The 21,877-nt window shown below is 47.0% G+C and carries 18 protein-coding genes; 13 read left to right on the top strand and 5 right to left on the bottom strand.

Annotated features, from left to right (window positions below; all coding sequences use genetic code 11):
* From ONB37_19505 to ONB37_19450, 12 genes are all read left to right on the top strand, one after another.
* A partial coding sequence (locus ONB37_19505; protein MDZ7402350.1) for a coagulation factor 5/8 type domain-containing protein occupies positions 1–1,776 on the top strand: 1,776 nt, incomplete at its 5' end.
* Positions 1,777–2,107: 331 nt separating this feature from the next.
* Positions 2,108–3,235 carry a hypothetical protein gene (locus ONB37_19500; protein ID MDZ7402349.1) on the top strand — a complete coding sequence of 376 codons (1,128 nt, stop codon included), beginning with the start codon at positions 2,108–2,110 and terminating at the stop codon, positions 3,233–3,235.
* Positions 3,236–3,792: 557 nt separating this feature from the next.
* On the top strand, positions 3,793–4,230 hold the full coding sequence (locus ONB37_19495; GenBank protein ID MDZ7402348.1) for an Rrf2 family transcriptional regulator: 438 nt from the start codon (positions 3,793–3,795) through the stop codon (positions 4,228–4,230).
* A gap of 116 nt (positions 4,231–4,346) precedes the next feature.
* Positions 4,347–5,327 carry a substrate-binding domain-containing protein gene (locus ONB37_19490; GenBank protein MDZ7402347.1) on the top strand — a complete coding sequence of 327 codons (981 nt, stop codon included), beginning with the start codon at positions 4,347–4,349 and terminating at the stop codon, positions 5,325–5,327.
* A gap of 137 nt (positions 5,328–5,464) precedes the next feature.
* The gene (gene pstC / locus ONB37_19485) at positions 5,465–6,352 is read left to right on the top strand and encodes a phosphate ABC transporter permease subunit PstC (protein ID MDZ7402346.1); all 888 of its coding nucleotides are present in this window, start codon (positions 5,465–5,467) and stop codon (positions 6,350–6,352) included.
* The gene (gene pstA, locus ONB37_19480; protein MDZ7402345.1) at positions 6,353–7,201 is read left to right on the top strand and encodes a phosphate ABC transporter permease PstA; all 849 of its coding nucleotides are present in this window, start codon (positions 6,353–6,355) and stop codon (positions 7,199–7,201) included. It begins immediately after the preceding gene.
* Between the two features lie 239 nt (positions 7,202–7,440).
* Positions 7,441–8,292 carry a phosphate ABC transporter ATP-binding protein gene (locus tag ONB37_19475; protein MDZ7402344.1) on the top strand — a complete coding sequence of 284 codons (852 nt, stop codon included), beginning with the start codon at positions 7,441–7,443 and terminating at the stop codon, positions 8,290–8,292.
* Positions 8,293–8,527: 235 nt separating this feature from the next.
* Positions 8,528–9,787, top strand: coding sequence for an alginate export family protein (locus ONB37_19470; GenBank protein ID MDZ7402343.1), 1,260 nt, complete (start codon positions 8,528–8,530; stop codon positions 9,785–9,787).
* A 243-nt stretch (positions 9,788–10,030) separates the two neighbouring features.
* Positions 10,031–11,254 (top strand): S8 family serine peptidase, encoded by a 1,224-nt coding sequence (locus tag ONB37_19465; protein ID MDZ7402342.1) that lies wholly within the window; start codon positions 10,031–10,033, stop codon positions 11,252–11,254.
* A 146-nt stretch (positions 11,255–11,400) separates the two neighbouring features.
* Entirely contained in the window at positions 11,401–11,760 is a 360-nt protein-coding gene (locus tag ONB37_19460; protein MDZ7402341.1) for a hypothetical protein, read from the top strand.
* Positions 11,761–12,296: 536 nt separating this feature from the next.
* Positions 12,297–12,767, top strand: coding sequence for a PaaI family thioesterase (locus tag ONB37_19455; GenBank protein ID MDZ7402340.1), 471 nt, complete (start codon positions 12,297–12,299; stop codon positions 12,765–12,767).
* A gap of 334 nt (positions 12,768–13,101) precedes the next feature.
* A complete protein-coding gene (locus ONB37_19450; GenBank protein ID MDZ7402339.1) occupies positions 13,102–13,905 on the top strand; it encodes a metallophosphoesterase in 804 nt (267 codons plus the stop codon).
* 429 nt (positions 13,906–14,334) lie between these two features.
* Here ONB37_19450 and ONB37_19445 read toward each other — a convergent pair whose 3' ends face one another.
* From ONB37_19445 to ONB37_19425, 5 genes are all read right to left on the bottom strand, one after another.
* Positions 14,335–15,615, bottom strand: a complete 1,281-nt coding sequence (locus tag ONB37_19445; GenBank protein ID MDZ7402338.1) for a hypothetical protein — start codon at positions 15,613–15,615, stop codon at positions 14,335–14,337.
* 439 nt (positions 15,616–16,054) lie between these two features.
* The gene (gene htpX / locus ONB37_19440) at positions 16,055–16,891 is read right to left on the bottom strand and encodes a zinc metalloprotease HtpX (protein ID MDZ7402337.1); all 837 of its coding nucleotides are present in this window, start codon (positions 16,889–16,891) and stop codon (positions 16,055–16,057) included.
* Positions 16,892–16,910: 19 nt separating this feature from the next.
* A complete protein-coding gene (locus tag ONB37_19435; GenBank protein MDZ7402336.1) occupies positions 16,911–17,510 on the bottom strand; it encodes a DUF937 domain-containing protein in 600 nt (199 codons plus the stop codon).
* Between the two features lie 322 nt (positions 17,511–17,832).
* Positions 17,833–18,273 (bottom strand): peptidoglycan-binding protein LysM, encoded by a 441-nt coding sequence (lysM, locus tag ONB37_19430; GenBank protein MDZ7402335.1) that lies wholly within the window; start codon positions 18,271–18,273, stop codon positions 17,833–17,835.
* A gap of 360 nt (positions 18,274–18,633) precedes the next feature.
* Positions 18,634–19,044, bottom strand: a complete 411-nt coding sequence (locus tag ONB37_19425; GenBank protein ID MDZ7402334.1) for a DUF4332 domain-containing protein — start codon at positions 19,042–19,044, stop codon at positions 18,634–18,636.
* A gap of 272 nt (positions 19,045–19,316) precedes the next feature.
* On the opposite strand from ONB37_19425, the gene ONB37_19420 reads away from it, so the two are divergent.
* Positions 19,317–21,752 (top strand): ATP-binding protein, encoded by a 2,436-nt coding sequence (locus ONB37_19420; GenBank protein MDZ7402333.1) that lies wholly within the window; start codon positions 19,317–19,319, stop codon positions 21,750–21,752.
* The last annotated feature ends 125 nt before the right edge of the window (positions 21,753–21,877 follow it).

The following is a 21,877-nucleotide window of genomic DNA, read 5'->3' as shown; positions in this document are numbered from 1 at the left end:
GGCGTGGCTAAAATCGCATCGCTGCGGCGGGAGGCCAATGAAATCGTCGTGAACGAAAACAAGCGACTTCTTCCAGTCAGTTCACCCGATCGCTTCATGGCGCTGGAGTTCGATCAGGGAGATGTGGTGAATTATCTATCGCAGGGTCGCTGGATCGACCAGGCTGCCGTGAACGATCATTTCGGCTATGCTTCGGGAGCGCTGGTTTATCCATTTGAATTGGAGCCAGCGCAAGAGATGACCATCTACTTGGCAATTCCGTTTCACAATTTTTATCCCGATGAAATTCGCTCGATTTCCCCTGCAGCCGCTGAGCGATATGTTGATGCAAAATTTCAAGCGGTCAAATCCTTCTGGGCCGAGAAACTGAATCATGTCCAATTTCGGTTGCCAGCTTCCGCTGATAAAATGATCAACACCCTGCGCTCCAATCTGGCGTATATTTTGATCAATCGGGACGGTCCTGGGATTCAGCCAGGCTCCCGCTCCTACGAGCGCTCCTGGATTCGGGACGGCGCCATGACCTCGGCGGCGCTGTTAAAGATGGGCATCACCGAGGAAGTCAGGCAATTTTTCGATTGGTACAGTCGCTATCAATTTCCCGATGGCAAAATCCCCTGCGTGGTCGATCGGCGGGGACCCGACCCTGTGGCCGAGCACGATAGCCACGGCGAATTCATCTTCGGCATCCTGAACTATTTTCGCTTTTCTGGCGATACGACGTTTCTCAAATCGAAATTCGAGCATGTGAAAAAGGCGGTGGATTATATCGAATTTTTGGTGAGTCAGCGCAGCACCGATTATTATAAAAATGGCAATGATTCGTTGCGATCGCTCTACGCCATCCTGCCCGAATCCATCAGCCACGAGGGCTATTCGGCCAAGCCGATGCATTCCTACTGGGACAGCTTTTGGGCCATGAAGGGGTTGAAGGATGCCGTCACCATCGCTCAGATTTTGAAGGATCAGGCGTCGGTGGAGCGATTCACCAAGTTGCGAGATGAATTCAGAACGAACCTCTACCATTCACTGGCGCTGGTGATCAGAAATCACGGCATTGATTACATCCCAGGTTGCGCCGAACTGGGCGACTTCGATGCCACGTCCACTTCCATCGCCATTTATCCTTGCAACGAGCTGAACAATTTGCCCCAGCCGTATTTGCAAAACACCTTCGACATTTATTTTCGAAATTTTCAGCAGCGGCTGAATCCCGATTTTCATTGGGAAAATTATACGCCCTACGAATTGAGGACGATCAGCACCTTCGTTCATTTGAATCAAAAGGAACGAGCCCACGAGATGCTGAAATTCTTCTTCAACGACCAGCGACCCCAGGGCTGGAACCACTGGGCCGAGGTGGTCTGGAAGGATCCGAGGACGCCCCGCTTCATCGGCGATATGCCCCATACCTGGGTGGGCTCGGATTACATCAATGCCGTGCGCTCGTTTTTCGTTTTCGAAGATGAGGCCGATGGTTCGCTGGTGATCGGCGCAGGCCTGAAGGACGATTGGGTCGATGCGGCCGAAGGGATGGCGGTGAAGCATCTGCCGACGATTTATGGGGAATTGAATTATTCGATTCGGAAAACTGGGAATAAATATCTGCTGGAGTTGACTGGTGAGGTAAAGATGCCGCTGGTGAAAATCAGGATCAAAAATTTCAAAGCTTCCGCACCGAAACAGGTTTTGGTGAATAAAAAGCCGATTACAGATTTTGGTGCCGACCAAATTACCATCCGAAAATTTCCTGCTGTTGTTGAAATAAAATATTGAGACTCAGCTTTATTTCACCCATAACAGCAGGAGCTGTCAAGTGAACAATGATCAAGCAACGATCAATTTGTATCTTTCATCGCGTCGTTTTACACGCTTGATCTTCATCTTCCTGTTTTTCAAATTAATTGTTCGCGGACATTATTTTATTGGACCAAATTGCCGAAATTACTCTAAAAGTTAGATGTATTCTTATTCCAGATCTATTAAAAATTTGCACACACTCGGGATCGGCCAATAGGGTGACCCGACAATCCATGAAATTTGGCAGAATTTAAAGATTAGCTATTATCGAAACTGCACTAAACTGGACTTATTATCTTTTTCAAAAATGCGCTACAAAGAAGATTGGGATAATGTCAAACAACGTTTTGAAGCCTTTTTTGCTGGCGGGGATATCGGTCGCCCACTGCTCCAAGTCACGGCTCCGAAGAGGAACATAACTGTCAAACCCGATTGGAATTGGTGGACAATCGCCCATAATCTCGATCATCCAGAGAAAGCCCTTGAATCTTTTGAATATTATTGTCAATCGACTTTCTTCGGGGCGGAAGCGTTGCCTAACCTCGCAATCAATCTGGGTGCAGGCAGCTTGGCAGGCTATTTAGGTTGCGTGCCTACTATTGCCGAGGACACCATTTGGTTTGAGGAGCGCAGAATCGACTCCTACCAAGACATCCTAAATTTAAATATCGATCCTGGCAATTATTGGTGGCAAAAGACGCTGGAAATTACCAGACTATCCGCCGATTTTGGCCGAGGAAAATATCTGACTGGCCAAGCCGATTTAAATGCCGTGCTCAATATCCTGGCATTCCTGCGCGGTAATGAGCGGCTGCTGATGGATCTGATCGACCATCCTGATGAGGTAAAGCAGGCAGCGGATCATCTCACAAATCTCTGGTTCTATTGTTACGACGAATTGGCCAAAATCATCAATCAGCACTCAGACGGTATGACCACGTGGATGGATGTGTGGTTTCCAGGCCGGGGTTCGGACGTGCAATGCGATTTCTCGGCCATGATCTCGCCTGCTATGTTTGCCGAGTTCGTGCTGCCGCATCTGCAGGATCAATGCCGCCGTCTGGATTATTCCATTTACCATTGGGATGGCCCAGGACAAATTCCGCATCTGGAAATTTTGCTGGATATTCCTGAGCTGGATGGGATTCAGTGGGTGCCTGGGGCGGGTCAGCCTGGTCCTGGATCACCCAAATGGTTTCCGCTGTATCACCGCATTCAAAAACGCGGGAAATTGCTGGTGCTTTCAGTTGTAGATAAAAAGGATGTATTGAACCTTGTCGAAAATCTCTCGCCTAGAGGTTTGCTCATCCAGACCCAATGCGATAATGAGGATGAGGCAAGGGAATTGATTGCCCGAGTCGAACGGTCTGCTCGTAAAGCGAATCAATCCTTGACGACCGCTAATTTTTCAAATTTGACAGTTTCTGCTAATTGACAAAATAGGAGTCTCGAGGTTACAGCTTTTCTCCCATAGAATTGAAATCTCACCGAGATCCTCTGATCTCCGAAAACATTTGCTCAGCGTCATTTGTCAATTCATTTTTTCACTCCCACAGACCTGAAGTCCCACAGAAATGGTTTCAATTTTTTATGCCCACTCTGGCAATGTTAGTTCTCAATCAAATTGATAGTAGTTCCAGTTTACGGGAGCGAATTTTTCACTCCCATAGAAGGGAAGTCCAACAGAAATGTTTCGAATGCTTTTTCACAGCTTTGGCAATGTATTTTCATATTGCAATTCTGTGGCAGTTCCATTTCTGGGGGAGGGCATTTTTCACTCCCATAGAAATGAATTCCAACGAGAATGTTATCAATCCCTTCTACCAACCCTTGCGATGTCATTTCTAAATGAATATTCCGTGGCAATTGAATTTCTTTGGAGAAATGTTCTAAAAATTTTTTAAGAAAATCAAAAAAGTCCTTGACAAAATAAAAAAATTTTATATATTGTCTATAAAGTTGATTTATTCGATAGAGTTTATAAGGAATAGGATGAAGATCTCAAAAAAGGGCGAATATGCGCTAAGGGCGATGATTTACCTGGCTCTGAATTATGATAAAGGAACAGTCCAGATTCGAGACATCGCCAAACGAGAAAACATCCCAGAAAAATTTCTCGAACAGATCCTTCTCACCCTTAAGAAAGCCGGTTTGCTTCAAAGCCGCCAGGGGATCGGTGGCGGTTATAGCTTAATTAGACCCCCTAATGAAATTTCTCTCGCTGAAGTGATCCGTATTATCGACGGCCCCTTGGCGCCGCTGAGCTGCGTGAGCCAATGGGCTTATGTAAAATGCCCCGAAGAACAAAATTGCGGTTTATATAGCGTCATGTTGGATGTACGCAATGCAATCGCAAGCATGCTGGAAAATCTCACGTTCGAAGATGTGTGCAAGCGCACCAAAGGCAAATTAGAGCACCAATTGGACTGATCGTTAACGATTTTGTATTTTTTTTATTATAAAATATGACTAAGTTGATAGAGTATATTGATTAAGTATAGATGTTGGTTGTGTAGGATTGGTCACATATTTATGCGGAGGGTATCATGAGGCACTTAAAAAGCTTCATTCCTATCTTTGTTTATCTTCTTTTTTTCCTCTCTATTTTCATCTCATTTAGCTCATGTACAAAAAAGGTAGAGCAACAATCATCTGAATTTGGATTCTCAGGCACCATCAAGGTCTCGGGCGCCTGGGCGCTTTATCCAATGATGGTGAAATGGGGTGAGGAGTTTCAAAAAATCCATCCCAATGTTCGGGTCGATATTTCTGCAGGTGGCGCTGGCAAAGGTGTTTCCGATGCGTTGGCGGGATTGGTCGATCTCGGCATGGTCTCACGAGAGATCAAGCAGGAAGAGATCGACCGAGGCGGTTGTTTCGTGCCTGTTGTTAAAGATGCCGTTTTTCCTGTTATCAATGCGGCCAATCCCGCTCTATCCTATGGCCTGGCTCAAAAAGGCATGACGCGCCAGCAATTCATTGACCTTTGGATTACTGGCAAAACGCTGAGCTGGGGAGAAATTGTTGGTACCGAATTGCCCGAAAAAGTAGCTGTATACACCCGTTCCGATGCCTGTGGCGCTGCAGAAACCTGGGCAAAATACCTCGGAAAAATGCAGGAAAACCTGCAAGGTATCGGAGTTTACGGTGACCCTGGCTTGGCAGAGGCAGTCAAGCAGGATAAGCTGGGCATCGGATTCAATAATTTGAATTATGCCTACGATATGAAAACCGGTTTGCCTGTGGCTGGGTTGCAGGTCATCTCTATAGATGTCAATGAAAATGGCGTTATCGACCCAGAAGAGGACCTGAGCACTAAATCGAAAGCCATTGAGGCGATTATGACTGGTCACTACCCTTCTCCTCCCGCACGAGATCTATATTTGCTTACCAAAAATAGCTTCCAGGGTCTTACGCGATCTTTCATTCTCTGGATTCTGTCAGAAGGGCAGAATTTTGTTGAGGAGGTCGGCTATATCAAGTTAGCCCCCACTCAGATCGAAAGAGCGATGCAAGAATTGCAATAAATTGATCACTACCAATTTCATGAACTCACCAGCGGGTGAATTCTGTGGACTCAAAGCTGAAAATTATAGAAAAGCCTCTTAAAACAACATCGAGAAGTGAACAAATTTGACGATCATTAGAAATGTAGGAAGTGTCTATGCAATGGCGCAGATTGAAAGATGCTTTCGCTACGAACTCGTTTCGAATTATTTTGAGCCTGACGAATTCGATTATTTTCATCATCGCTATTGGGTTATTTATCAAAGGAAAACCGATCCTATTCCAGAAATCGATCTCTGAATTGCTTGTTTCTTCTATCTGGCAACCATTAAAGGGACATTTCGGTTTTCTTCCGTTTATCATTGGGACGATTGCGGTTACTGCCTTTGCCATGACCTTGGCGGTGCCCATCTGTTTGCTAAGCGCCATTTATTTGGCCGAATATGCGCCTCGTCGCTTGAGGGAGTTGTTACGCCCAGTGATTGACGTTTTGGCTGGAATTCCTTCGGTGATTTATGGCCTCTGGGGGGTTATCGTCATTGTGCCCTTGGTTCGTTGGCTGGGTCAGGTAACTGGTCACATAACATCTGGCTATAACTTGCTTTCAGGTGCCATTGTTCTTGCGATTATGGTATTTCCATTTATCATCTCTGTGGCAACAGAAGTTTTCTTAACTGTTCCGATCGAGGCTCATGAAGCCTCGCTATCGCTTGGCGCGACCCGTTGGGAGACGGTAAAGCACGTGGTGCTTAAAGCCGCTCGGCGTGGGGTGATGGCAGCTATTGTTCTGGGATTTGCTCGTGCCATCGGCGAAACTATGGCCGTGCTCATGGTGGTCGGTAACGTGGCCAAAGTCCCTAAATCATTATTCGATCCAGCCTATCCATTGCCAGCATTGATTGCCAATAATTACGGCGAAATGATGTCGATCCCGCTGTACGATGCCGCGCTAATGCTGGCGGCGCTGATTTTGTTGGTCATCGTGACAATTTTCAATCTGGGTGCGCATTTTACGCTGTTAAGAATGGAAAGGAAATCGCAATAGATGAAGCGCAGAAAATTGGAAGAAAAAATCTTCAAAGCTCTAATGCTCGGATCGCTGGCTCTGGTGTTGTTAATTTTATCAGGTATTGTGCTCGTGGTTGTTGTTCGAGGGGCATCTTCGCTCAGCCTCGCAATGCTCACGCAAACACCCAAAGGTGGCTTCTATCTAGGCAAGGAAGGGGGCATCCTTAATGCCATTATCGGTTCATTTTGTCTGGCAATTGGTGCTACCGTTCTCTCGGCGCTGGTGAGCCTCCCCATTGCCTTTGCGTTGCAGAAAGAATACACTGGGAGTCGTCTGGCCAATTTGACTCGCCTGTCACTGGATGTACTGTGGGGCATTCCATCTATCGTTTATGGTGCCTTCGGTTTTGTCATTATGATGTACCTCGGCCTGCGGGCTTCGCTGCTCGGCGGCATCATTGCTCTGTCTTTTTTAATGCTGCCCATCATGACCCGCTCTATGGAGGAGGTAATCCGCATGATCCCCATCGAGTTGAAGGAGACCGCCTATGCCCTGGGAATCACCCGATTGGAGACTACGCTGGCTGTTGTACTGCGTCAAGCGCTGCCTGGGATGATCACTGGCGTAATGTTGGCCTTCGGTCGGGGCATCGGCGATGCAGCCTCCATTTTATTCACCGCCGGCTATACTGATTATATTCCCAGATCGCTGTTCGACCCGGTCGCATCGCTGCCGCTGGCGGTCTTTTTCCAAATTGGCACTCCAATCCCCGAGGTCCAGCAGCGGGCGTATGCTTCAGCTCTAATTTTATTGATTATCGTCTTAGTTGTCAGCCTGATCGCCAGACTATTGAATGCTCGATATTCAAAAAACATCATTAAATAATTCACCATGAAAATGGCAACATCGTAGCTAATTTGAGAGGATCAACTGCATATGAAGAGGAGAGCAATGTTTCCATCTTGATTTAATTATCCAGTCGGCTTATTATTCTGATTAGTCCCAGTGATACTTTCAAACTCGAACCTTGAATTGCTCATTGCAGCGAAGCATGGTTTGAATTTTTGTTGATTATTGAAATGGATTCGGCAAAAATTTCGTCAACCTTCAAATTGGAGTAAATTATGTCGCACATTAGCGTCAAAAACCTGAGAATTATTTATGGGAATCACAATGCTCTAAAAAACATCAGTGTCGATATCCCTGATGGGCAGATAACGGCCATCATCGGTCCATCGGGCTGTGGCAAAACTACTTTTCTCAAAAGCCTGAACCGACTCATTGATCTATGCGACGACGTCAAGGTAGAAGGAGAAGTATTGATCGATGGAGAGAATATTTACGATCCTCATGCCGATGTGCTAAGTTTGCGAAAAAAGGTCGGTTTTTTGTCGCAGCGACCTTTTCCACTGCCCATGTCAATTTACGATAATATTACTTTTGGTCCGCGAATTCACAGAATGAATGGAGCGCAACTGGCCCAGCAGATTAAAAGCCTTGAAATGAACGGTTCAGTCAACGGATTTTCGTCCGATGTTCTGAGCGATTTGGGCAATGGCAAGCCCAAAAATGGCCAGATGGCCCGACTGGTCGAAGCCTACTTGCGGCTGGCCGGCTTATGGGACGAACTGAAAGATCGGTTGCATTCGCCAGCAGCCAAACTTTCCGTTGGTCAGCAACAACGACTGGCATTGGCGCGTGCCCTGGCTGTCGAGCCAAAGGTAATTCTAGCCGATGAACCCACCTCGGCTCTCGACCCGATTTCAGCTCGACTTATCGAACAGCAATTTCAATTGCTAAAAAAGCGATATACCATAGTGGTCGTTACGCATATTCTCCGCCAGGCGCGTCGCATTGCCGATTATGTCCTATTTTTCTATTTGGGGGAATTGGTGGAACATGGCCCTGCAGAACAATTTTTCAACTCGCCCAAAAATGAAAAGACCAAGGCCTATATCGCCGGTGAGATCAGCTAACTTAACGCAATTTGCCATATTGCATCATCATCAGCAGAAAAAAGCATCCGTTGGGTGGTTTTGACCCTTTGGAAAAATTTTAAATACGATTCATTGACCAGGATGATATATCTTTTTTCCAATCGATAGACAGAACCAACGGAATAAAAAACGTATGTAATGTCCGACTGCTGGGGTAAAAATTCACTCGGCTATTTGAATTGTATTAAAGAACCTCTAAAACAGGAGACCATCGATGCATAAACTTTCCAGCTCTATCATCTTTTCTTTGGCTCTTTTGTTCATTTTTTCTCTCACGATCTACGCCCAATCTGATGAAAGAAAATTCGAGGCCGCAGGACAGCTTCGGTTGCGGGCTGAGAATGAAAATAAGGATTTCAATACCGATACTGATGCAATCGATTTCACCCTCATGCGCACCCGATTGAATTTGAAATTTACCTACTCGGACAAACTGATCGTTTTCGCTCAATTACAGGACTCCCGGACCTTCGGCGAGGAAGGACAAGAGGGAGCCACTGGCACATTAACCTCTATCCGCAATGTAGACCTGCATCAAGGGTATTTTCAGATCAATCGGCTGTTTTTCCCTTGGCTTAATTATAAATTTGGCCGCATGGAGTTGGCCTACGGCGCCCAGCGGTTGATCGGGGTAAATAGCTGGAGCAATATTGGACGGGCGTTCAATGGCAGCGTGATGACACTGAATTTCAAAACCTTCCAGATCGATTTCATTGAATCTACTTTGGCCGAGTCCTTTCAAGCCCCAGATTCTCTCAATGGTGATCAGACTCTCAGCGGCATCTGGGTGAAAATTCATCGCCCCAATTCGCCGCTATTCCATATCTATCTGTTGTCCGATGAAGACAAACAGCAAAATGCCAAAAGGGATTCCAAATTTAAGCGCTCGACCATCGGCGCCCGAATTGAAGACACGTGGGAACAATTTAACCTAGAAGCAGAGGCAAACTTTCAGACCGGAAAAATGGATTTTATCCGAGATATTTTCGCTTTTTATTTGAGCGGCGGGCTCAGCTTTGATTTTGGTGCTAATGCTAAAAATCAATTATTCTTCGGCGCTGATTATCTTTCGGGCGATAAGGCCAGCACAAGTAAATATGAATGCTTCAATACCCTCTATCCCGCCAAACACAAGTTCTTTGGTTACATGGATTATTTTACCGATATACCCAAGCACACCAGGAATCTCGGTCTGACCGATATCATGGCAAAAGGCAAATTTTCACCTTTTGAAAAGATCTCCCTGGGTGGCGATTTCCATTATTTTCGGCTATCGCAAAGCGCCCTCGTTAAAGATGGCTCGGCTTCTAAAGAGCTGGGTGCCGAATTCGATTTCACTTTCAGCTTTGATTATATGAAGAATCTCAATTTCACTGCTGGCAGTTCGATTTTCATGCCTGGAAAAGTCTTTAAAGATTGGAAGGGCGCAGATCCTTCATTTTGGTTCTATGGCCAAACGACTGTGAATTTTTAACGAAAATTTTTTATTGACAAAGCCAAATAATTTGTGTATTATATAACTGCGATATTGAAAATTCCACAATCGGTTGAGGGTTGCTCGGCGACTTGCTATTGTAGTCCATGTGAAATATGCGTTCAGAAGGATTGCGATGCTCGGATGGGACAGCCATCCAACCAGTAAGCTGCATCGGATGAGACCAGTTGCTTGTTGTTTCAGAAATCGAAATTCTCAGGTCGAACATAAGGAAAAATAATTATGAGTGCCCAGATCTCCCAGGAATTGCGTGCTTCTGGAGTTGCCAAGGTGATTGTGATTTTGAAGGAATCCGTTGCCAAAGAAGACCCCAAACGAATCGAGACAGAAATAGGGAAACATTTTGTCAGCTCGCATTTAAGCCAGGTAGCAGCGTTAGCTGCAAGTTCGCTCGAGAAAGGTGAGGAATTATCGCCGGTGCGCTATTATCCTCATCTGGGGATTTTGTTTGGTACTGTGGATTCCCATGGGCTGTCGCGGCTGCGCAAAGAGCGGGATGTGGTCGCGAATATCTCTGGAGCTCCGCCGTTGAGCCTCATTCGACCGATCCGCACGGCTACCGCTCAACTCAGCAGCGAAATCACCTGGGGAATCAAGGCGTTGGGTGTGCCAGAACTCTGGGATGCAGGTTATACTGGCAAGGGCGTGCTCGTCGGCCATCTGGACACTGGGGTGGATGGCGATCATCCAGTATTTAATGGGGCAATTGCTGCGTTTGCTGAGTTCGATCGATTGGGCAGAGAGGTACACCCCACGCCGAAACCGTTCGATAGTGATGATCACGGCACTCATACCGCAGCCACCATTGCAGGACGACCATATCGCGGCCGTTCGGTTGGTGTTGCCCCAGAAGCGAAACTCGCCTGCGCAGTGGTCATCGAGGGTGGTGATGTCGTGGCTCGCGTGCTTGGTGGGATGGACTGGGCAGTCGGCCAAGGAGTGAAAATCCTTAATATGTCTTTGGGGTTTCGTGGCTGGTGGCAAGATTTTCTGCCATTAACCCGTCTATTGCGTCGACTCAATATTTTGCCAGTCTTTGCAGTGGGGAATGAAGGGCCTGGGACCAGCCGATCACCGGGCAATTATTGGCAAGCGCTTTCGGTGGGCGCTTGTGATAACAAAGGACGGGTGGCCGATTTTTCGTCCAGCCAGCGGTTCAAAAGGAAAACCGATCCCATCGTGCCTGATGTCGTTGCTCCGGGGGTGGACATCATTTCCGCTCGCCCTGGCGGCGGTTTCCAGATGATGGATGGAACTTCTATGGCCACGCCGCATATCGCTGGATTGGCCGCCTTGCTTTGGCAAGCCAAACCAAATGCCACCGAAACTCAAATCGAACGCGCAATCTTTAAATCTTGTCAACTCGCGCCAGGAATGGACCCAGAACGATGCAGCCGCGGGATCCCCTCAGCTCCGCGTGCTCTGGAATTTTTATTAAAAAAATAACCTCGCCGAGTTTCATAAAAAGATTATCGATTGCGCTGTTCAGCGTGTCAAATCTCAAACGTCCCAGCTAGCACTCCAGCGACTTGATCTTACCCTGTTTTGGGGCGATGAGCCGGCTTGACATGCAGTTTATCAATAGGTGATTTATGCAAAAGAAAACTCTGCGAGTGAAGACCGATCCATTGCTGAAGCTTCAATTAGATGATCACAACTCAGATCAAGGCCTCATCGAGGCCGTTTTTACGCTGCGGACTCCGAAAGAAAAAAATCTCTCCCCTGCCAGCGTCGAAGAATTGACATACAAGGTGCTGGATCGTGTCGCTGATCAGGTAGGAGTCGAGGCAAAAGAGATTAATATCTTTCGCAATCTGGGGGCTTTTGCCGTCTCAGCTCCACCTGATTTTATCCGCGCGCTACTGACAGAACCTGAGATCGCATCAGCCACGGCTAACCGTCGGGAAGAATCCATGATGATTCCCCCACAGAAAAAACGGCGCGTGTCATAGCAGCTACATATCCATCGCGAAGTTAGCCTTAAAATCGGCCATCTTCATCCGATGCATTTTTTCAAACGCGCTGCCCTTTAAATATATAAATCGCGCTGACCAAAGGGCTTTTCCATATTTATTTTGAACAAAGCCTGTTGTTATTCTTCCCCATCGGATGTCTTGTTGGATTCATCCCTTAACCCAGACACACAACTCCCCAAATCTTCCCCTAGGCAGCCATTTTCTTCCGATTCATATCCCACTTTCCCCTTTTCTATCGAACAAGCAACATTGTTCGCGCCGTTCGTAAGCTGGGGTTCATGTACGACATCAAATTTCTGCTTGACATTTTATATTTATCGAATTATATTGAGCTCTTATTAGCAAAAATAGAGCTCAAAATTTGCTAAACAATTCAGCCTAATTGCCATTTCTGGTTGATTAGAAATTCAGTGATGAGTTGATGGCACTTGACTTTAGTCTTGTGATCAATTAGGTCAATTGCGTCAATCCAAATAACCGTTTAACCGAACAAACGAAAAGAGGACAACAGCATGGGCGAAAAGGCATTTCAGGACTACTATCCAGATGAACTGGCGCGATGCTATGGTTGCGGCAGACTGAACGAACATGGGTTACAGATCAAAAGCTATTGGGAGGGCGATGAGGCTGTTTGTCGTTTTACACCAAAACCGTATCATACGGCTATCCCAGGTTACGTCTATGGTGGGCTGATCGCATCACTCATCGACTGTCATGCTACAGGTACCGCCGCAGCTGCAGCATACAAAGCAGCCGGTCGTTCCATGGATACTGATCCCCCATTTAGATTTCTAACTGCATCGCTGAAGGTAGATTATTTGCGCCCCACCCCTATCGATTGCACTTTGGAGCTCCGCGCTCAGGTCAAAGAGATCAAAGGCCGAAAAGTCGTCGTTTTAGTAACGCTTTCCGCTAAAGGGGAGGTCTGTGCTAAAGGCGAAGTGATCACGGTCCAGATGCCAGAACATTATTTAGCAAATTAGTTAATTGGGCGATTGGGTAATTGATGAGCTGATCGATTTTCTTCAAAAACTCTTTGGAAGATTTTTGTCCGCAAATTTATTCAATTTTGGTCAATTCCGTAGATTCGTCAATGGATGAATGTCCAAAAAGGTTTTAGTCGTTCAGGCAATCGGTGACGCTGACCAGTCATTCGCCAATTCAGACCGCTCGCGCCAAGTGGACCCAATAAAAAATCATTAAGGTTAAGGAATCTTTCAATCTATTGCAGGCCAGCTTATCGGAATTCGCAATCTATGGGATTGCATTTGTAATTGAGCTTGAATTCATTTAAATAGAACTAAAAAGATATTGCTTATGAAAAAAATCATTCATCTCAGTGATCTGCATATCGGGTATAAAAAGCAGGACCTCACGCATCGGTTTGAGGGAATTGTCCAAAGCATCATCTTTGTCAAAGAGCCAGCCGAGGATTATGTGATAGTAGTCACTGGCGATCTGGTGGAAAAAGCGACAGACCCTGCCAATCATGAGATGGCTAAACTTTATCTCGATCGACTTGTTGCTCACGGATTTACTGTGCTCGTGGTGCCAGGAAATCATGATTACGGGACCGGGGTTCAAGGTGATCGAAAATATCAGCAGCGCTTCAAATCGCTATTCTATGATGCCGCCGATGTCAGCTTTCCACGGCTGGATGTGATCGATGGGATCGCGTTCATTGGGTTGGATACGATGGAGGAAGAATTGAACACGTTCGATAAGCTCGGCGCAAACGGAGAACTGGGCGCGGAGCAACGGCAGCGGCTGGACGCGCTGCTTGGGCAAGATGACGTATTGGCTTGCCGGCATCGAGTGATTTATATGCATCATCATCCATTCGATCCGTGGATCTTCCATGAACTGAAAGATTCAAAAGAATTGGGCCAAATTCTGATGAGGCATGGAACTATCGATGCGATCCTGTTTGGCCACAACCATCATTTTCGCAAGTGGAACGGCAAGTGGGGCATCCCTCGCTGCTATGACGCTGGCTCCTCCACCCGAAAAAACGATAGCCCCAGCTTCCATCGTGTCATCGACCTCTCGAAACCACCGACCGAAGATTATGATGCCGATTTCTTTTATGACATCCCAATCGACCAACACCGCTCGAAATAGCTAATATGAACAAAGACGCCGGGAGCTTATGCTCCCGGCGCGATTATTTGTTTAAACTCTGAACGATGAATCCAGCAAATTAGAAGCCCAAGTGGCCTCGCTTGCGATCATCGGCAAATGAACATTTAGGATGTTTCATCCCTGATGAACTTTACAGGCCATTTTCATCTTCAGATGAGAATGCTAAAAAATTTCCACATCGCGAATGCATAAATGGCACTTCTATTGTTGGAGGTCTCTTTCTATTTTTAGGAGATACAAACTAGTTATAAGATGCCTGCCTTCGCAGGCATGACACAAGCATATCGCGAAATAAATTGGATGTTGCAGAACTCTACCTTAAAATCGCATTGTCTTCTCCAACTTTCGATGATAAAACAAATGCGAATGTTCTGGTCGCAACATGGATTGGTCCGATGATCAGCTCAGCTATCGATGAATCCCGAGCAATGACTTCCAGCTCATCGGCATAGGTTTATAATTTCGATTGCCCTCCTGAAGCTGGAAAGCTGCATTGAAAGTAATGGCGTAGTCGGGTGCACCGCCGATATTGGTGATTAGGATCTTGCCAAAGTGATTATCGCCAGTTTTGATTGCATAAACATGACCTAGCAACACCGCAATGGACTTGCCTTCTTCCGAATATCCGGCTGCGGGAGCGACATCGGCATCATCGAGGTCATCCATGTAGCCGAGGTCTTGCAGACCGCCACCATTCATCCCGGCCAGCCAGCAGCGGATGTTTCCTGCTGAGCTGGGATCAAACGCTTCATTGATAATATCAGCCCCATTGGTGCTGGTATAGCCCACGGCTGGTACTGGAACCACCTTGAACGTGTTGAAATCGAACCCAGCCTGGGAATCATCTCCGCTAACTTGACCAGTGGAGGCCGATTTCAATCGCACGGATTTAATTTCTGGTCGCGGGGTATCTTTGATTACATTGCTTGGAAAGCTGATTTGCTCGCCAAAGTAGGCGTACGAGACGACGGCAAAACTATAGGTCACCCCATTCGTAAGATTTCCAACGACCTTGCTGACCAGACCATCAGAGTAGCCGGACACAGGAAGCGAATCTACCACGGTAAAATCGGCGCTGAGCACCGAATCTCTGGTTTGATTGGTGAAATCGCCGATCGCCCGAAGAATGTAATATCCTTGGAAATCGTTCTCATAGTTCGAAGTGAACCAGAACAAAGTTACTTGTTGATTCCCAGTGACGCTACGCAATCCCAATGGGGGAGAAAGTTTCTCTTTGCTCTCGACGACTTTTTCTTGTGGTGTTGCCGCGACGATATTTGATGGAAAGCTTATCTCCCGACGATTATCGCGCTTAAACGCTACGACTGCGAAACTGTAGGTCACCCCATTGGTGAGTCCTGAAATCGTGCGGCTGATCTCTCGATCCTGAGGCGGAGAGAGCGCTATGGAATCGACCTTCACAAAAACGCTGCTCAAGCTACTGTCTTTGGATTGATAACTGAAATCGCCGACAGCTTGGAAAATATAATAGCCGCCGAAATCGCTTTCATAATTTGAAGTGAACCAGAATAGGGTAACCTTACCGTTCTGCGGTTCAGCCCGGAGCCCTAATGGGGGCGCCAACTTTGATTTTTCGATGGTCTTGAAAATGGTCTCTGCTGTATCGCACGCCCAAAATAGTCCAGCGATGACGAGCAATACTATTAATCCGCTAATTGTTTTGATCATTTTTCTTCCCTGAGTTTTGATTATCCAAATAAAATTATAAAGAAGTGAATTAAATTTTCGCGACAGGTTCGTGGGTCAAGAATTCAGAAGAGTTTCCATGGACGAACTGGGATTCGGGATCACAAATCTGGAACTGCCACAATGGATTTATAAAAATTAAGCAAAATGAGTGCTCTTTCGCAAGTGAGCTTGGACCTGCATTTTGCCCAGCCGCCTTGTTCAACCGAAAGCCTATCATTAAAAATATCTGATGATCGAGTAATTCAGTCACTAAGGAATTTCCATCGAAGAGCAAGTCAGAAGATCGGCTTCGATCGTTCTAAATCATTTGATAGCCCATTCTTCATTTGACTTGAGCTTCAGGAATCGCACTGGATGTGTTCCACTTATCATTTCGCCGAGGTTCAGCTTGAAATTGACCTAAGCATGCATTTCACTTTCATCGATTCGTCGATGCCATGGCTTGCAATCTTCGGATACGGTCCTCAACTGGCGGATGCGTGGCAAATAGGCGTTCCAATCCGCCCAGAAACGGATTAATGATAAACATGTGAGCATGGGCAGCATTTCCATGGGATAATGGGACGCTTTGCACGGTTTGGCTGATCTTTTTCAATGCGTTGGCCAATCCCAAAGGCTTATGGGAAATGGTCGCACCGCCCTCGTCGGCAGCATATTCCCGGGTTCGGGAGATCATTGCTCGAATGATCATAGCGGCAATTGGCACACCAATAGCGATCAGCATCAGTCCCAGTGGGTTCTGCCGGCGATTAGGGTCACGTGACATTGTCCCATAGCGGGCCATTTGGCCCAGCATGGCCAAGGCTCCAGCCATGGTGGCCGCTATTGTCCCAGTTAGAATGTCCCGATGTTTCACATGCGCCAACTCATGGGCCATCACGCCAGCCAGCTCATCATCGTTAAGCAGATTAAGGATCCCAGCCGTCGCGGCCACCGCAGCGTGCTGTGGATTTCGACCAGTGGCAAAAGCATTGGGACTTTGTTCGGGAATGATATAAACCTTTGGCATCGGAAGATTGGCCTTTTGTGCTTGTTCCGCCACAATCCGATACAACCGTGAGCCTGGTTCGGCAAGCTGAGCCCGATATTGCCGCAGCACCATTTTATCGCTGAACCAATAGGCGAAAAAGTTCATCGCCCCAGCGACCAGAAATGCCACTATCATGCCGGATTTACCAGCCACTTGACCTCCGACCAAGACAAACAGCACCGTTAACACGGCCATCAGCATAAAGGTCCGAACATTATTTTCCATCGCTCCTGACTCGCCTTAGCTAAGCCTTTTTCTGCTTTTTGCCAAATAAGCCACCAAGAATGCTGCCAAGCACATTGCCAGCCTGTTGGGACCCACTGCCGCCCAAAAGTCCTTTCATCAGGAAGCCAGCAACGTCATCCAAAATACTGCCATCCCCGTTTTGATCCAGCAGTGCAGCGATTCCAGTCGACCCAACACCTTGGGTATCGCGTTTCCGCGTTAGATATCCCAACACCACCGGGGCGAGCATCGGGATCAATTTGGCAGCAACACTTGGGTTCAATTTGAATTGATTGGCAATCATATTGGTCGCCTGAACACCCGACTCACCCAATAATCCACCGAGCCTGGGGTCAACTGATTCATCTTTGGCTTTCTGAGAAAAAAGTGCTCCAAGGTTATCCAGAACGCTGGCACTCCCGTATTTGTTTAAAATATGATCTACCCGCGCTGGACCCCCATACTCATCTTTTTGTTTCTTCAAACCACTGATAATCATCGGAATGATCTGGGGAACAACCTGATTGGCGACAGTTTGACTGATCCCCAAATTCTTCGAAATTTGCTTGGTCACTTCAGGACCCATTGCCGCCATAAATTCTTCGACAAATCCTGGCATTGCGCTATCTCTCCTTCAATTGTAATCTTCAATTGTAATCGTTCAATCAATGAGCGAACAAGTTAGGGGCTGCTTCTCATTTTTGAAAAAGCAAAATCTGCATCCTCAGAATCGAGCCTCCCCATCAAGGATTTCGATCCAAAAATGCAATTGTTTGAACCGTTCTGCTTATGATTATTAAATTCATCCCGTCCAATTTATGGATGAGGGCTTGAAGCCTTCAATCCTTTCCAGCGTTTCGCGAGGGAAGCGCCGATGGACAGTTCGATATCTAAGCGCTTCCCCACGCGAATTACTAAAAATCCTCCCCTCCAAGTCTGAATCACTTGGGAAGCTTGGGAATCCGAAGTACTTGTCCAGGATAAATCAGGTTCGGGTCCTTGATAACTTCGCGATTGGCCTCAAAAATGACCGGGTACTTCATAGCGTTGCCGTAGTAGGCCTTGGCGATTTTGGATAGCGTGTCCCCTTTTTTCACCGTGTAGAATTCTGTCTCCTCCTCCGGTTTTGGAGCGGTAAAATAGTCGTCATTTACCTTTGCTACGCCTTTGATGTTTCCCGCTAATAAAATCGCCTTCTCCTTGGTGGCGTGTGAGTCGCATTGACCGTAAAGTGTGACAACCTCATCCTTGTACTCGACCTTGAGGTTCTTAATTTTGTCGCCCAGTTCGGTCTTGAGCAGATTTTCAATTTCCTCAGCTTCGTTTCTGCCGCGCCCAAATATGCTAGCACCAACCCCTTTTAAGAAATCGAACATTCCCATTTTTTCAGTCTCCTTCTGCTAAAAAGACTTCTGCAAAATGAACAAATTCTGAACAGTAAATTTTCACTCCTGAGGATACAGGGGTCTCATTGGATAAAGCTGTAAATAGATGCCTGCATTTGCAGGCACCACAACCTTGTTCGATAGGAATTCATTTTGCAGAGCTCTAAAAGTGAATTGAACTTTCGTGAATATCACCACTCTGCCGCATTTGGTGGATGATTTCGCCACTAATTTACTGATTTTCGATTGCTGATGCAGTTACCACCCATTGTCCATTCACCAAAGCTGTTAGGATGTTTCACATGCAATGCCTTGGAGCAGTCAACTAAAATGACCAGCATCTGGATCGATGATTACTTAATGCGTCACCATCGGCTCCAACTCTTTGGCAGCTTCGATCCAGGCTTGGACCTGGCTCAGCCCGGGGAGTTGACGCACAAGTTTATGCTTCTCGTTGATTTCAACTAAGGTTGCATGCAGGTTTTCTGCTTTGCGATTTTTCAGCTCCTTCACAGTATCAACACCAGCTTTTTCGAGCAATTGTGAATATTCGCTACCAATGCCCCTAACCCGAAATAGATCCGCAGCATTCACCCATTTGAGAATCAGCGATTCATCGATCCCTGTTGCCTCAGCCAATTCTTTCCGGCCCTTGCGACTAGCGCCTTTCTCTAATAAATCGGCAACGGTTTTGATCCCCAGAGGTTCCAGTTTCTTTGCATAAACATCTCCGATGCCCTCAATTTCCGTAATTTTGTAGCTCGCCATATGGTGCCTCCTTGGCTTCGTTATCGAATCAGAATAGATGTTAATTTTTTTACAACTAAAGATAATGATATTATTATAAAAAGTCAATATTTAATTTTTCCAACTGAAAAATAGATGGGCCGGAACAGAGACTTTTGGCAAAATAATTTTTTCGATCATTGGCATATCCTGAACATTTCTCTTGACATTTTTACCATTTTTTTTATTTTTAAGTCAGCTCAGAACTTTAAATTTTAAATCGATCAACGGCAACAGCAAAAGGAGAAACTCCTATGCAAGATTTCGAAAAATTGGGCGTTTTTTATCTCGGACGTGAATATGATTTAGAGAAAAAGCAAGCTCGGGAAGAATTGCTGCTTTATAACTCCAAGGACTTGGTAACCCATGCTGTATGCGTTGGCATGACGGGAAGCGGAAAAACGGGTTTATGTATTGGGCTTTTGGAAGAAGCCGCCATCGATGGCATACCAGCCATTATCGTCGATCCCAAAGGTGATTTGCCCAATCTACTATTGACTTTCCCTGAGCTGGAGCCAAAAGATTTTCTGCCATGGGTCAACGCGGAAGACGCGCAGAAGAAAGGGGTCTCGCTTGAGGAATATGCAGCGCAACAGGCCAATCTCTGGAAAAAAGGACTTGCCGATTGGGGGCAGGATAGCAGCCGCATCAAACGCCTGCGAGAGGCTGCGGATTTCACCATTTACACGCCAGGCAGCAATGCTGGCATTCCTGTCTCCATCCTCAAATCGTTCGCTGCACCGCCCCAGGTTATTATGGAGGATAGCGATCTATTGAGAGAGCGCATCAATACAACAGTGACCAGTCTGCTCAATCTCATGGGCATTGAGGCAGACCCCCTGCAGAGCCGTGAGCACATTTTATTGTCCAATATCCTCGATTCCACCTGGCAAAAAGGCCAGGACTTGGATTTGGCTGGTCTGATCCATGCCATCCAGACACCTCCAATGACCAAAATCGGTGTATTCGATATCGAATCGTTCTTCCCATCTAAGGATCGCTTTGCCCTGGCGATGAAGCTCAATAACCTGTTAGCTGCTCCGGGATTCAGCGTGTGGTTGGAGGGCGAGCCGCTGGACATTGACCGCATACTCTATACCAGCGACGGGAAGCCACGGATGTCCATCTTCTCCATTGCCCATCTCAATGATGCCGAACGCATGTTCTTCGTCTCCCTGTTGCTAACCCAATTGTTGGGCTGGATGCGTACCCAATCCGGCACAACCAGCCTGCGCTCGATCTTTTATATGGATGAAATTTTTGGCTATTTCCCGCCAGTCGCCAATCCCCCGGCTAAAGCGCCGCTCATGACCCTGCTGAAACAAGCTCGCGCGTTCGGTCTCGGAATTGTCTTAGCCACTCAAAACCCAGTCGATCTGGATTACAAGGGGTTATCCAACACTGGCACCTGGTTCATCGGCCGGCTCCAAACTGATCGAGATAAACAACGGGTGCTCGATGGTCTGGAAGGGGCTAGTGCCAGTGGCGGCAAATTCAATCGAAAAAAAATGGAGCAAATCTTAGCTGGACTGGGGAAACGCATTTTTCTAATGAACAATGTCAACGAGGATGAACCAGTCATTTTCGAGACTCGTTGGGTCATGTCTTATCTGCGAGGACCGTTAACGCGGACCCAGATCAAGCAATTGATGGACCCGAAGAAAGCTGCCATCAGTGCGGCAGCAGGAGCGCCATCTACGCCAGCAACTGCCAAATCGGCCCGCCCAGAGGCTGCTGCGCTACGACCATCATTACCCCCAGAGATTGTACAATATTATCTGCCGATTCGGAAAGTTCAACCTGCCGGGGCGACGTTGCTCTATGAACCCATGCTGTTAGGCATCGGCAAGGTCTTCTTTTCAGATACCAAATTGAACATCGCCACGGAGTCTTCATTGTCCCTACTGGCGAGCTTTTCGGAGCAGCCTGGCCTCATCAATTGGGATGATGCGATCGAGGCCGCAATTGCTGAATCTGACCTGCTCAAAGTGGCTCAGGACGAGAAAGCTCGATATGGCCAACTGCCCCTAGAAGCAGCGCGGAAGCAAAACTATCTTGACTGGAGCAAGGCGTTTAATGACTGGTTGTTCCGAAAGCAAAGCTTGGAACTACTGAAAAGTCCCTCGTTGCAAGTGATCTCAAAACCAGGGGAATCGGAGCGGGACTTTCGAATCCGATTGCAATTGGTCGCGCGCGAAAAGCGCGATGAGCTGGTTGAGAAATTGCGGCAGAAATATGCATCGCGAATGACCAGCTTGCAGGAGCGCATTCGACGGGCTGAGGATGCGCTGGAGCGCGAGGCCGAACAAGCCAAGCAACAAAAGCTTCAAACAGCCATCTCTTTGGGCACCACGCTGCTCGGTGCCGTGTTAGGTCGCAAGGCGGTAAGTAGTTCCACTATCGGCAGGGCGACAACTGCTGCTCGAGGCGCCAGCCGCGCCATGAAGGAGGCAAAGGATGTCAAACGGGCAGAGGAAAACCTGCAAGTTTTACAACAGCAGCTTGCCGAATTGGAAGAACAATTGGCCGCTGAGATCGAGCAGGTGAAATCGAGCATCGATCCGATGACCGAGAATTTAGAACGCTTTGTGCTCCGGCCCAAAAAGAGCGATATATCCGTCTCCCTCGTCGCACTCACCTATACCCCTTATTGGCAAGATGATAAGGGAGGAATGCAGCCAGCATGGTAAGAAATTTTTAGGCAGCGTTCCTAAACCTCCCAGGTTTAGGAACGCTCAAAACCCACTTGCCTTTTTCGCTTTTTCCTGTTAAATTCATTCTGCAATGGCTCCCTCCCACCATCTGATCGGAACCT

The sequence above is a fragment of the candidate division KSB1 bacterium genome (assembly GCA_034506395.1).
Lineage (GTDB): Bacteria > Zhuqueibacterota > Zhuqueibacteria > Thermofontimicrobiales > Thermofontimicrobiaceae > Thermofontimicrobium.
Note: the sequence above shows the minus strand (reverse complement) of the source record. Positions and strands in the feature narration are given on the sequence as shown.